The organism is Nocardia sp. NBC_01388 (assembly GCF_045040085.1).
Taxonomy (GTDB): Bacteria; Actinomycetota; Actinomycetes; order Mycobacteriales; family Mycobacteriaceae; genus Nocardia.
In genome coordinates, this window is sequence record NZ_CP109553.1 from 1,594,251 (window position 1) to 1,606,512 (window position 12,262).

General features: G+C 66.4%; 13 protein-coding genes. 5 read left to right on the forward strand and 8 right to left on the reverse strand.

Translation table 11 applies throughout. The features are described 5' to 3' along the window. Positions 1 to 14: 14 nt before the first annotated feature. Together OG716_RS07340 and OG716_RS07345 are read right to left on the reverse strand one after the other, a co-directional pair. Positions 15 to 815 (reverse strand): siderophore-interacting protein, encoded by an 801-nt coding sequence (locus tag OG716_RS07340; protein ID WP_405136927.1) that lies wholly within the window; start codon positions 813 to 815, stop codon positions 15 to 17. A gap of 27 nt (positions 816 to 842) precedes the next feature. Further along, positions 843 to 1,394, reverse strand: coding sequence for a PadR family transcriptional regulator (locus tag OG716_RS07345; RefSeq protein ID WP_405136928.1), 552 nt, complete (start codon positions 1,392 to 1,394; stop codon positions 843 to 845). 119 nt (positions 1,395 to 1,513) lie between these two features. Here OG716_RS07345 and OG716_RS07350 point away from each other — a divergent pair, with 119 nt between their 5' ends. Beyond that, the gene (locus OG716_RS07350) at positions 1,514 to 2,443 is read left to right on the forward strand and encodes an LLM class flavin-dependent oxidoreductase (RefSeq protein ID WP_405136929.1); all 930 of its coding nucleotides are present in this window, start codon (positions 1,514 to 1,516) and stop codon (positions 2,441 to 2,443) included. A gap of 110 nt (positions 2,444 to 2,553) precedes the next feature. On the opposite strand, the gene OG716_RS07355 is transcribed toward OG716_RS07350, so the two are convergent. From OG716_RS07355 to OG716_RS07380, 6 genes are all read right to left on the reverse strand, one after another. Next, positions 2,554 to 2,931: a VOC family protein gene (locus tag OG716_RS07355; RefSeq protein ID WP_405136930.1), complete on the reverse strand. Its 378-nt coding sequence runs from the start codon at positions 2,929 to 2,931 to the stop codon at positions 2,554 to 2,556. Between the two features lie 81 nt (positions 2,932 to 3,012). After that, on the reverse strand, positions 3,013 to 3,717 hold the full coding sequence (locus OG716_RS07360) for a helix-turn-helix transcriptional regulator (RefSeq protein WP_405136931.1): 705 nt from the start codon (positions 3,715 to 3,717) through the stop codon (positions 3,013 to 3,015). Positions 3,718 to 3,805: 88 nt separating this feature from the next. After that, positions 3,806 to 4,219 carry a hypothetical protein gene (locus tag OG716_RS07365; RefSeq protein ID WP_355122263.1) on the reverse strand — a complete coding sequence of 138 codons (414 nt, stop codon included), beginning with the start codon at positions 4,217 to 4,219 and terminating at the stop codon, positions 3,806 to 3,808. Positions 4,220 to 4,402: 183 nt separating this feature from the next. Further along, positions 4,403 to 6,079, reverse strand: coding sequence for a hypothetical protein (locus tag OG716_RS07370; protein WP_405136932.1), 1,677 nt, complete (start codon positions 6,077 to 6,079; stop codon positions 4,403 to 4,405). Between the two features lie 129 nt (positions 6,080 to 6,208). Further along, the gene (locus OG716_RS07375) at positions 6,209 to 6,475 is read right to left on the reverse strand and encodes a WhiB family transcriptional regulator (RefSeq protein ID WP_327140091.1); all 267 of its coding nucleotides are present in this window, start codon (positions 6,473 to 6,475) and stop codon (positions 6,209 to 6,211) included. 44 nt (positions 6,476 to 6,519) lie between these two features. Next, on the reverse strand, positions 6,520 to 7,065 hold the full coding sequence (locus OG716_RS07380; protein ID WP_405136933.1) for an HNH endonuclease: 546 nt from the start codon (positions 7,063 to 7,065) through the stop codon (positions 6,520 to 6,522). A 501-nt stretch (positions 7,066 to 7,566) separates the two neighbouring features. Between OG716_RS07380 and OG716_RS07385 the strand changes: the two genes are divergently transcribed. From OG716_RS07385 to OG716_RS07400, 4 genes are all read left to right on the forward strand, one after another. Continuing rightward, a complete protein-coding gene (locus tag OG716_RS07385) occupies positions 7,567 to 8,511 on the forward strand; it encodes a LysR family transcriptional regulator (protein ID WP_297621386.1) in 945 nt (314 codons plus the stop codon). An 84-nt stretch (positions 8,512 to 8,595) separates the two neighbouring features. Next, the gene (locus OG716_RS07390) at positions 8,596 to 10,248 is read left to right on the forward strand and encodes an AMP-dependent synthetase/ligase (protein ID WP_405136934.1); all 1,653 of its coding nucleotides are present in this window, start codon (positions 8,596 to 8,598) and stop codon (positions 10,246 to 10,248) included. A gap of 138 nt (positions 10,249 to 10,386) precedes the next feature. Further along, positions 10,387 to 11,643, forward strand: a complete 1,257-nt coding sequence (locus OG716_RS07395) for an NAD(P)/FAD-dependent oxidoreductase (RefSeq protein ID WP_405136935.1) — start codon at positions 10,387 to 10,389, stop codon at positions 11,641 to 11,643. Next, the gene (locus OG716_RS07400; protein ID WP_405136936.1) at positions 11,640 to 12,239 is read left to right on the forward strand and encodes an SGNH/GDSL hydrolase family protein; all 600 of its coding nucleotides are present in this window, start codon (positions 11,640 to 11,642) and stop codon (positions 12,237 to 12,239) included. The genes OG716_RS07395 and OG716_RS07400 overlap by 4 nt, the downstream gene beginning before the upstream one ends. Positions 12,240 to 12,262 lie beyond the last annotated feature (23 nt).

Below are 12,262 nucleotides of genomic sequence, written 5' to 3' on the forward strand. Positions count from 1 at the left end.
CGTGCCGGCCGGGACTAGTCCATGCCGCGCTTGCCCGGTGTCCAGAAGGGCTTGGTGAGGATGGCGCGGCGGGGCCACCGGCGTTCGCGGACAAGGTGTTTCATGATCTGCTGGATGGTGCGGGCCTCACCGGCGAGGTAGGCCAAGCCCGGGGTGGGCGGCAGGTCGAGGCCGCGGATCGCATCGAGCAGGATTTCGGAGCGGGCGGCGGAGGCGTCGCCGCGCAGGGGATGGGCCAGTTCGGCCGCGCGCGGCAGCGGGAGGCGATCCTCGGCCGTGGCCGTTTCGATCGCGCCGTGGACCGGAATATCGTCCGGAACCGCGCGCAGCATGGCGCCGAGCGCGACCGATGCGGTCTCCTCACCGGCGAACAGGTGGTATGGCGCGCCGTCGCCCGATGTCGGGTCGGCGCGCAGAGTGAACGAGCCCTCGGGGCCGCGGAATCGAACCTGCTGTCCGACAACGGCATTGCGCCCCCAGCGCGCGCCCGGGCCGTCGCCGTGGTCGAGTACGCACAGGTGGAGTTCGCTGTGCTCCCGGTCGAAATGCCATACCGAGTACGTGCGCAGATCGCCGACGCGGGCGAGCACATTGCCGGACGCGCTGTCGCCGGTGGCGACCCGCACGTGCTGGCCGGGCAGCCAGTCCAGGTTCCGCAGTGCCGGTCCGCCGACGCGGATGCGGGTCATGCGGGCGGCGATGCGCTCGGTTTCCAGGATGCGGCCGTTGGTGAAGAACTGGTCCAGGAGCAGATCGCCCAGTCCGCGCGATTGCGGGGCGGTGACGACTTGGGCGGGATTGTCGGTGTGCGCCATGGGAATACCTTCGATTCGAAGAGTCGTTCAGTCGGTCTGCCGGCCGCGCCGCCGGCGGTGCTCTCGCTTGCTATCGATCTTCACTTGCTGCAGTTCGCGCGTGGTATCGGCGAGGATGCCGCGGACCTGATCGATCACCGCGGGATCACCGTGCGAATGCACCACGGCCGAGACCGCGGTCTTGAACAAACGCAGTGCGGGCCCGATGATTTCGGCTGCGTCGGGATCGCGGAACAAGCCCCACTGTCCGCGTTCGTCAGCGCGCGCCCAGATCCGATCGATCTCGCCGAGGTGCTGGTCCACCTCGGCGCGCCCAGTCGCGCTGATATGGAAAACCTTACGGCCACTGTCGATTTCGAGAGTGGTAAGTCTCTCATCCTCCAGTTGCTGGAGGGTCGGGTATACCGCGCCGGCGCTGGGGCGATACGCGCCCCCGCACCGCTTTTCGAGCCGGGACATCAGTTCGTACCCGTGTCCCGGCTGCTCGGCGATGAGCGCCAAGAGCGCCCATCGCAATTCGCCGGCGCCGAAGAAGCGCCCGCTGCTCGGCTCGAAGCCGCCGAAACGTCGTGGTCCCACCTACTGAATATATATCGTAAGATATAGCTGAAGCAATGGTCATCTCGCGGATCGAACCGCACTTGCCTTTACCTGCAAGGTAATTGCCGCTCGACCGGTTGCGGCGGAGGATCATCTGCATGACTCACATCGGGGTATTGCTACCGAGCCGTGAAACCGCGATGACCGGCAGCCACGACGCCGCGGGGCTGGTGAGATTCGCCGCGGCCGCCGAAGATGCGGGGTTCGACTCCGTATGGATCGGTGACTCGCCACTGGCGCGCACCAGGGTCGATCCACTGTCGTTGCTCGCCGCGGTCGCCGCGACCACGTCCCGGGTCCAGGTGGGTACGGCCGCATTGACCGCCACCCTGCGCCATCCGCTGCTCGGTGCGCACACCGCGGCAACCGTGGATCAGCTCAGCGCGGGCAGGCTGGTGCTGGGGGTCGGCGCCGGATTCCCGCTGCCGGAGAGCCGGGACGAATTCGCGGCCATCGGGGTCCCGTTCGACGGGCGGGTGGGCCGCTTGGATGAGACCGTGGCGATCTGGCGCGAGAGTTGGTCCGGCGGTGGCCGTTTCGACGGCCGCTACTGGAAGTTCGAGGATCTCTCGGGTGCGCTGCCCGCAGCGAGCGCGGCCGGGCCGCCACTGTGGCTGGCCGGTAGTGATACCCCGCGGGTGCTACGGCGAGTGGCACGGCACTACGACGGCTGGTTGCCGTTCCTGCCCGATGCGGACGCGTATGCCCGTGGGTGGTCCGTCATCCGCGATCTCACGAACCGCCCGGTGACAGCCGCCATGTACGCGACGATCAATCTCGACCCTGATCCCGCGAAAGCGCGTACCGAGCTCGATGGTTATGTCCGCCAGTACTATCGGCGGCCGCTCGACGTAATGTCCACGGTCCAAGCGTATTTCGGTGGCTCACCCGAACAGTGCGTCGACTGGCTGGGCCGCTACCTCGATGCGGGCGCCGAACACCTGATCCTGCGCGCCGGTTCCCTCGACGGCCGGCGCCAACTCGATGCTCTCGCCGACATCCTCCCCGCACTGCGCGCGGCGCGATAAGCCGGGCTCGGCCGGGAACCGGTGGCAGGCTCGGCCAGGAACCAGTGGCGGCCGTTCCCGGCGTTTGCCGCCACCGGTTCCTGATCGATGATCGGGTCGAGACCCCGGGGTTAGACCGGCGCGGGGGTGAAGACGCCGAAGTGGTTGCCCGAGGTGTCGAGGAGTTCGGCGAAGATCAGGCCTGCGGGTGTGGTGGTGACGGGGACCTGGACCTTGGCGCCGAGGCGTTCGGCGGCGGCCACGGTGGCCGCTACGTCGGCGACGATCACGCTGAAGATGGCATGGTTCGCCGACGGGTCGGTGGTGCGGGCCACACCACCCTGCGGGCGGTCGCCGCCGGAGTAGGTGACCAGGTCGTAGTTTCCGCCGAACTGCGGATCCGAAGTGAAGGTCCAGCCGAACAGGTCGCCGTAGAACCGCTGAACCTGCTGGGGTTCATCGCTGCCGATCTGGAACCAAGCGACGGTGTTGTGCGCGGGCGCGGTCATTCGTCCTCCGAGGATGTTGTGGTGCGGTGTGCACCAACGATCTCGCTCCCCGGCGACAACCCCCTGTCGGTCTTTCCGAACTCATCCGAAGGCGACAATGCGGAGTTTGTGCTCCGGGATGTCGAGATCGCAGCCCTGCAGCGCGCGCACCGGCATCGGCTCGTCGGTGAGAACGATGTCGACCATCCGGTCGAGCCGGAAGCAGCGCGGCGCCTCCCGCAGCCGGCACCAGCTCACCAGGCACCACCCGCTCTTCCCGTGCAACAGCAACATCGGTTCGACCCGCCGCCGGGTACCTGCCCCGAACCGATCCCGATACCCGAACTCGAGCACCCTGCGGCTCAGCACCGCCTCCTCGACCAGCGTGGGAATCCCCCGCGCGACAACCGGATCATGCCGCTCGATCAGCCCGACCCGGCCCGCCAGCTCCCGCGCCGACGCCGCATCACTGTCCGACATGGCCGCCAGAATCTTCCGCAGCGCACTCCGCCCCGCATGCGCGAACGGCGTATCCACACTGCGCTCCAGCGCGACCGCCAGCGCCACCGACTCCGCCGCCGTGAAATTCAACGGCGGCAACGACATCCGCTTATCCAGCGCATACCCACCTCGCCGCCCCACATCAGCGTAAATCGGCACCCCCGACTGCTGCAGCGCACTGATATCCCGCTCGATGGTCCGAACGCTCACCTCATACCGCCCGGCCAATTCCCGCGCCGTCCGCACCCGAGGCGCCACCGCCCGCAGATCTTCCACCAGCGCATAGAGCCGATCAGTGCGATTCACCGCCCCACCGTAGTTCCACCCACCGACAAGTCGGGGTGACAACAGCGAAGCGCCCCACCGGTTTCCGGTGGGGCGCTCGGGGGCGGGGTCAGACGGTGACGGGCTTCCAGGTGGCGACTGCCCAGATGACGAAGATGTCGAGGGCGATGATCAGGAGGGACCAGGCCGGGTAGTAGGGGAGCCAGAGGAAGTTTTCGACGATGGAGATGGCGGCGATGATGATGGCCGCGGCTCGGGCCCAGGTGGCTCCGGTCATCAGGCCGAGGGCGGTGAGGACCACGACGATGCCGATGACGATGTGGATCCATCCCCAGGCCGAGGTGTTGAATTTGTAGATGTAGTCATTGGTGCCGACGACCAGCAGATCGTCCGAGCGGGCGGCGGAGATGCCCTGCAGGATCGACAGCACGCCGATGACCAGGAGCATGACCGCCGCTGCGAATGACGTGCCTGCCGCGAAGCCCTGCTTGACCGTATGTTCGGTGTCCGTGGTGTGAGCCATGATGAACCCCTTTGATGGTCGGTGAAGCATCACGAAACTTGAAACTCGTGGTCCCGGCCGTTTCCGGTCGGAACCACGTCTGTTTCGAATGTCCCACGGGGTTCGGGTAATACGGTGACGACATGCCGGAGCGCAGTCGCCACCGAGGGAGATCGGTACTGGTCAGGGCCTAGTCGGCGTCGATCAGGGTGTCGTCAGTGCATGCGAGACCGCAGTGCCGAAGGCGAGGCTGCTGCCGGTGTCGACCTTGGTGTAGGCCCCGCCGGTGCGCTGCGCCAGGGTTTGCAGCGTCTGGGTGCCGGCGCCGCCGATCACGATGACGTCCACCCGCACCGGATGCGCCGGATCGGTGACCGCGGCGATATCGGCGAGCAGTTGATCACCCGTCACGGTGGAATCGTCCTCGGGCCCGTCGGTGATCAGCAGGATCGAGTTGGTGCGTGCCGCAGCGTAGTTGCTCAGCACAGTGCGGTAGGCCGCCTCGACGGTCGGATAGGTGCGATCGGGTTTGGCGGTGCTCGCGGTGACATTGCCCAGGCTCTGGCCGATCTTGTCGCGCTGGGCGTCGGTGAGCGGCGCGGTCGCGGTGACGACGCGATACGGGTTGGTGCCGTCGAGATCCTTCGAATACGCCCAGACGCCCATCCCGAACTCCGGCGGCATCACTCCCATGGTGGATTGCAGCGCCGCAATGGAATTGGCGAGGCGGGTGGTGTTGCCGTCGGCCGTGGTCATGGACGAGGAGACATCGAGCAGCACGGTCGCGCTCACGCCGAGCACCGGATGGGTAAGAACCTGGTTCACCTGCTCGAGCACCGCACGGGCGGCGACGGGCACGGTGGCCGGGGGAGCGGCGCCGAAACCATTGTCGGTGAACAGCTTCGCCTGATCGGGCGCGCGCAGGAAGTCGGCGAAGAGCCCGGCCACCGAATTCTGTGTCTGATCCACCCAGGAGCCGGTGATCTGGGCCGCCGGGAAATCATCGACGGGTCCGTTCTCGCTGGGCCGGAACGCGGTCAGACCGGGATAGGCCCTGAGCTGCTGCTCATTGGCCGGCACCGCGTGCAAAGTTGCCTTCGCCGCATCGGTCGCCGCCGCCAGATCGGTGAGCGCGCTCTGCTGATCCTTGGCGGCGGGCGCATTGGCCGCGAGCAGTGAGATCGCCGAGGTCACCTGCCCCGAATGCACCGCTTTGTCATCGAGCGGATCGGTGCCCGAGACGCCCGAGCCGACCGCGGTCGCCACGGCGAGCGAGGCATCACCGGAGGGCATGGCCAGCCGTAGATTGCCCCAGGCCGCGAGTCCGGCATCACCCAGCGAACCCTGTTGCAGCTTGGCCAGATCCGCCCAGTGCACCTGCGCGGTCTCGAGCGCGCGCCGCAATTCGTCCGGTACGGCGAGCACGATCGGACTCTGCGCGACGGATGCGGGGGTGCCGCCGATGAGCCCGGGCACCCGCATCAGCTCGATCGAACGGGAGGAGTCCGGAATCCACAGCGCGGGCTGCGGCCCGAGCGCCGGATTCCACGCTGCGTTCGAGGTGAAGGCGGCCACCATGGCCGCGGACGCCTGCGGATCGACCGCGACCTGAGCGCAGTGATCACGCACCCGCGGCTTGGTCTGATTGAACTTGTCGGCGGCGGCCTTGACCGGTGCCGCGATATCCGGATCGACCGTCACATTGAGCGTGACGGACCCGCCCGCGCAGGATGAGGCAGCCGCACTGTCGCGATCCTTGGATCGCTGTTGTAACCAGACCCAGCCGACGACGGCCAGAGCCAGCACGATCACCGCTACCACTGCGAGAACCGGTCCCCTGCTGACACCTCGTGACCCGCCATCGGCGCGATGAGTACCCACGCCGCACAGTGTATGTTCACGCGGCTTTAACTACTTTCACCAGGCGGTTGAGCCAAAGCCGATCGGCACCGGGTATATACGGGGACGGCCACTCGCCCCGAGGGAACGAGTGGCCGTCACTCGGATTCGCTAGTCGCGGATCAGGTTGCCGCGGTCGTACTCGTGCCCGCCCCACACCCCGGACTGACCGGTACGGGTGGCGAAGTCACCGCACTCGCGGCGGATCGGGCAGCCCGCGCAGATCTGCCGCGCGTAGTCGAAGTCCTGCGACGGGAACGGGAACCACGCCTCGTGGTTCGGGTCGCCCTTGCAGGCGGCGTGCTGCCAGTAGTCCTTGGAATCGGAGATGGGGAGCAGATCCGCCAGGGTCGGCTCCAGCAGTGCTGTTTTCGTCATCGGATCTTGCTCCTTTCATTCCCGATCACGCGTGGTGGTGCTCTTTACGAGGCGGCGAGGTCCTTCCAGAGCTGCCGCTGTCGCTTCTGTAGTTCGTTGGGTGCTTTCGGCTCCCACAGCAGGCGCATGCCCGCTTCCTCGGGCGTCCGGTCCGCCTTGGAGGTATTGCACGGTCCGCACGCGGCAACCAGATTGGCCCAGGTGTTCGGGCCGCCTCGGGAACGCGGGCGAATGTGGTCGACGGTGCGGGCCCACCCGGCGCAGTAACCGCACTTGTACCGGTCTCGGCGCAGGATGGCGGGAAGGGTGGCGCGGCTGTTGTCGTCGTGCACCAGCAACTTGTGTTCGAGGTAGAGGTAGCGATGCAGCCGAATGGTCTCCGGCAGCACGATCTCGACATGCTTCGAGCGGATCGGAAAGTGCGGCTGCCGATCGATGACGGCCTCGGCGGCGCCGCTGAGCAGCAGCACCACGGCGCGGTCGGCGCGGATCTCGGTCAGCGCCTCGTAGGAGGCGTTGAGCAGCAGTACACCGGTGTGTATCCAGTTGTCGGTGGTTATCTCCGGGTCTTCGGAATGACGTAACAGCATGGGGGTCACCATGTTTCGCGAATAGGGCACAGCGTGAGAAGAGCAGAACAGGAAGGTGAGAAGGGGTGCTTACGCGAGCACCGGGAGGCGGTCGATCTGCATAGCTCGCCGTCCTGCCAGATTCGAAATCTGCTCGGGGAACACCGGATTCATTACCGCCTCCTCCTTCCTGCTGGTCACGACCGGTTGGGTCGGTTGATCATCGTCGAAACCTATGGTGGCACAACGTGCATACCGTTGTCGGCTGATTTTTTCGCCCTTGCGCCCTGAGGAGGTAACGAGCGGCGGCGTGCGTTTGTTCCTGAGAGATGTGAATCACAGGGGTGGCCGGACCCGCTCCCCGAATTTGTGCGGTGGCCAGCGGTTTCGCCTACCACGCCGACCTGTTCGGCACAGGAGATTCACAGGCTGGCAACCGAGTTGGTTACGGCTGTGTGGTTGGGATTCATCGCGGGTTATATGCCGTGGCTAACGTGATGAGTACCCAGAAGGAGCGGCGTCATGGAGTTCCGGCATTTGCTTTCGTTCATCGCCATAGCCGAAGAGTTGCACTTCGGCCGCGCAGCGCAGCGCCTTCACCTCACGCAGCCAAGTCTCAGTGCCCAGCTGCAGAAGCTGGAGAAGTCTCTGGGTGTTCAGCTGGTTGCCCGGAATTCACACGAAGTACGTCTCACCCCCGCGGGCCGGGAGTACGAACTGCAGGCACGCCAGATCGTGGCCCAGCTGGAGCGCGCGGCGCTCTCGGCGCGGGCCACTGCCGAAGGGCGTTCGGGCACCCTGAATATCGGCTACAACCTGCCCGCCAGCCGTCATGTCCTGCCGGACGCGCTGGCACGCATGACCGACCGGCACCCCGATATCGTGGTGTCACTCTGGGAGAAGCGGACCGGCCCCCAACTGTCCGCCCTCTCGGACGGATCGCTGGATCTCGCACTCGTCTACGGTCATCCGAGTACCGCCGAGTTCCGATACCGGCGACTGCTCCATAGGGTGCCGCTGGTCGCGGTTGTGGGCAGACAGCACCGCTGGGCCGACCGCCCGGGGGTGCCGTTCGCGGAATTGCAGGACCAGGAGTGCGTGCTGTTCTCCCGCGAGCAATGTCCGTCCATGTACGACACCATTTTCCGGGCGGCCGCACAGACGCGGATCTCGCTGTCCGTCGCCCAGCATGCCGATGATCCGGGCGCTACCGCGCATATGGTTTCGGTGCGCCCGCTGGTCGGGTTCGCCTCCCTGCCCAGGGCCATATCCATGGGCATGTGCACGCCGGGCAGTAAATCGGTCGCGGTGAAGTTGTCGGATCCGGTTCCCACTCTGGATTTGTATGCGGTGTGGCGGTCGTCGGAAACGAATCCGGCGGTGTCCGCCTTTCTCGATTGCATCGATTTGGAGGAACCTGCGCAACTCGATGATGCCCGTCCGGTTTCGGTTCCGGTGTTTCGATAGGCGTTGACTTTCGTGCGGTAGAAACAGCGATACAGGCCGCGACGAGAACCATTGTTGCGTACCAGAATTCATATTGTGAACACAGTGTCGATCACTGGGAACGGATTCGATCCGCCCGCGAACGCGAGTTTGTATTCGATCATCTCCGATGCGGCCCGCAGCCATCCACTGCGGGATTCGCTGGGCGGTGCCGAGGGTGCGCCCCTGACCTGTCTGGAATTCGACACCCGGGTGCGGGCGGTGGCTTCTGCCCTGCTCGGGCACGGTGTGGCCGCCGGTGACCGAGTGGTCGTGCTCGGGCGGACCGGTCTCGAGTGGGCGCTGCTCGATTGCGCCGTGCTCGCGGTCGGCGCCGTGGTGGTGCCGGTATATCCCACGTCGTCCGCCGCGCAGATCGAGCACATGCTGCGCGATAGTGGCAGCACGTATTTCGCCGCCGAGACGGCCGAGGACGCGACCCGTTTGAAAGAGGCGGGCGCGGACGCGGTCTGGAGTTTCGACGATATCGCCGTGTGGTCGCAGGGTGGGGTTTCGCCGGCGCTGGACGAGCGCACCGCCCAGGTTTGCGCCGATGACCTGGCGATGATCGTCTACACCAGCGGCACCACGGGTTTGTCCAAGGGCTGCATGATCACCCACCGCAATATGTATGTGTCCTCGGCGAATACGGTTCGCCAGACCGGTGGGCTGTTCGAGGGTGTCACCGCGCTGGCGCTGCCGCTGTCGCACGTCTTCGGTCAGACCATGCTGTTCGCCTGCCTGGCGGGCGGTGCGAGCACCGTGCTGCTGCCGGGCATTCCGGAGTTGGTGCCCGCGCTGGCGCGGGTGCGCCCGACATTCCTGGCGCTGATTCCCTATGCGCTGGAGAAGATTCGCAAGCACTGCCGTTCGATGCTGACCGAGGAGGGCGAACGACAGGCCGTGGTCAACGGCCTGCGCGCGCTCGCGGCCGGTGAGACGCTCGCCGCCGATCATCCCGTCGGCGCCGCGCTGGGCGGCAATCTGCGCTACGTGATCTCCGGCGGCGCCTCGCTGGACGAGTCGACGGCCGGGTTCTATGCCGGATTCGGTGTGACCATCCTCAATTGCTACGGCCTGACCGAGGCCGCGACCGCGGTGACGGTCAGCGCGCCGGAGACCAACCGGGTCGGCACCGTCGGCCGGCCCATTCCGGGAACAGCGGTGGCCATTGCCGACGCGGACGGTGAAGTGCTGGTCCGTGGTCCGCACGTCTCGCCCGGCTACTGGGGTGCGGCCGCGGACAACCGCCCGGTGGATGCGGACGGCTGGCTGCACACCGGCGATATCGGTGAGCTCGACGACGGCCACCTGCGAATCACCGGTCGCAAGAAGGAGATTCTGGTGACCTCGGGCGGTAAGAATGTCGCGCCGACGCCGCTGGAGGATCGGGTGCGGCTGCATCCGCTGGTCAGCAATTGCATGGTGGTCGGCGAGGGGCGGTCCTTCGTGACCGCGCTGGTGACTCTGGATGCCGTGCAAGCCGAGAAGTGGCGGAGCGAGCATCCCGGCGACGATCCGGCGACCGCGATCCAGTCGGCCGTGGACGAGGCGAATTCGCTGGTCTCGCGGGCCGAATCGATTCGTGAGTTTGCCATTGTGGCAGGCGATTTCACCTCCGCCAACGGATTGTTGACTTCGTCACTGAAATTGCGGCGCGCCGCCATTGCGGAAACATATTCCGCCGATATCGATCAGCTCTACATGTCGCGCGGGTAAACACTCGCGAAATAGCTTGCCGCCGTACGGCGATAGCCGCCGCCGATCGGCCGATGAATTGCGTTGACTCACTGCCGTTCTCGTGCCCTCGCGGCGACAGACTCGAATCGGAATTCGACCACCGAAAGTGATCACATCATGTATGACGTCATCGTTGTAGGTACTCGCGTGGCCGGTGCGCCGCTGGCCATGCTGTTGGCTCGCAGGGGATATCGGGTGCTCGCGGTGGACCGCGCCACGTTCCCGAGTGACACCCCCTCCACCCACTACATCCACCAGGCCGGTCTGGGCTTCCTGAAGTCCTGGGGTCTGCTCGACGAGGTGATCGCCACCGGTTGCCCGCCGGTCCGGCAGCTGAACTTCACCTACACCGACATCGTCATCACGGGCATGGCCGATCCGGCCGAGGACGGCATCGACGCCGTGTACTGCCCGCGCCGCACCATCCTCGACAAGATCCTGGTCGACGCGGCGGGCACCTCCGGCGCCGAGGTCATCGAGGGCTTCACCGTCACCGAACTGGTGCGCGAGGGTGACAAGGTGGCCGGTATTCGCGGCCGCGTCGGCGAGGGCCCGGAGCAGGAGTTCCGCGCGCAGTTGGTCATCGGCGCGGACGGCGCCAATTCCACGGTCGCCAAGTCGGTCGGTGCGCAGACCTACGAGGGTTCGCCCGCCGCGTGCTTCGTCTACTACTCGTACTACGAGGGCGTGGACTGGGGCATGCAGCACCGTACCGGTTTCGGCGAGCAGCAGTTCGCCTCCTGGCCCACCAATGACGGCCTGGCCCTGGTGGCAGTGATGCGCAAGCGGGATCGCTTCCGTGAGTTCCGCACCGATCCGGATGCGGGCGTGCAGGAGATCGTGTCGCAGATCGATCCGGAAATCGGTGCGCGCCTTGCGGATACGGGGCGTCGCGTGGAGCCCTTCCGCCCGATGCTGTACCCGGACAACTACCGCCGCCAGTCCTTCGGCCCGGGCTGGGCGCTGGTGGGCGATGCCGGTTACCACAAGGATCCCTTCACCGGCTGGGGCATCACCGACTCGTTCAAGTACGCGCAGCTGCTCTCGGATCTGGTGGACGAAAGCCTCTCCGGCGTGCGGCCTTTCGAGGAGACCCTGCCGGAGTACCAGCGTGAGCGCGATGCGCAGAGCGCCAGCACCTACGAGCTGACGCAGGCCATTTCCGAGCTGTCGCTGACGCCGTACTACGACTCGGTATTCCGCGCCACGAGCCTGGACCCGCAGTACACCAAGCACTTCTTCGGTCTGATCGCCGGTCTGTACTCGCCCGACAAGTACTTCGGTGAGCAGGAACTGGCCGATCTGTACGAGCTGGTCGACTTCCCCGTGGCGGACCGGCACGTCAGCAAGAGCGATGCCGGAGCCGTGCGGTGATCGGCCTAGGCCTGACGGCCCTCGGCGACAGCTTCGTCGAAGGTCGCGGCGACCCGGCCGCATCCGGCGGTTACCGCGGCTGGGTGTCGCGGCTGGGCGGCCAGCTGGGGCTGCGGCCCACCGCCATTCGCAACTACGGTACGCACGGGGCCACCACCTCCGATGTGGTGCGCGTACAGCTGCCTTCGGCGGCGCGCGCCGAGGTATACGGCGTGGTGGTCGGGGTCAATGACCTGGTCAGCGCCTTCGCCCCGGAGGTCTTCGAGGCCAATATGAATACCATCTTCGGCGCCCTGTGTGCCGGCGGAGCCACGGTGATCACCGCCGATTACCCGGATATTCCCGCGCGGCTTCCGGTTCCGGAGAACTTCCGCGGCCTGCTGCGTGAACGCTTCGACTTCGCCAATACGGTCCTGGCTCGTGTCACCGCGAATCATGGCGCGCTGCTGCTGGATCTGGCCGCCCGTCCCGAATGGGAGCGGCCGGAGATGTGGACCGAGGACGGTCTGCACCCGAGCCCGCTGGGCCATCGCCTGTTCGCCGTCGCCGCGGCCGAACTCATTTCGTCGACCACCGCCACCACCGTTGCCGCCTGATCGGCGCAACGACGGTTCGAGAG

Bases quoted from the DNA above. Each gene is read 5' to 3' on its own strand.
- OG716_RS07340 (WP_405136927.1), bottom strand. From the start codon at position 815: ATGGCGCACACCGACAATCCCGCCCAAGTCGTCACCGCCCCGCAATCG.
- OG716_RS07350 (WP_405136929.1), top strand. From the start codon at position 1,514: ATGACTCACATCGGGGTATTGCTACCGAGCCGTGAAACCGCGATGACC.
- OG716_RS07355 (WP_405136930.1), bottom strand. From the start codon at position 2,931: ATGACCGCGCCCGCGCACAACACCGTCGCTTGGTTCCAGATCGGCAGC.
- OG716_RS07365 (WP_355122263.1), bottom strand. From the start codon at position 4,219: ATGGCTCACACCACGGACACCGAACATACGGTCAAGCAGGGCTTCGCG.
- OG716_RS07375 (WP_327140091.1), bottom strand. From the start codon at position 6,475: ATGACGAAAACAGCACTGCTGGAGCCGACCCTGGCGGATCTGCTCCCC.
- OG716_RS07380 (WP_405136933.1), bottom strand. From the start codon at position 7,065: ATGCTGTTACGTCATTCCGAAGACCCGGAGATAACCACCGACAACTGG.
- OG716_RS07385 (WP_297621386.1), top strand. From the start codon at position 7,567: ATGGAGTTCCGGCATTTGCTTTCGTTCATCGCCATAGCCGAAGAGTTG.
- OG716_RS07395 (WP_405136935.1), top strand. From the start codon at position 10,387: ATGTATGACGTCATCGTTGTAGGTACTCGCGTGGCCGGTGCGCCGCTG.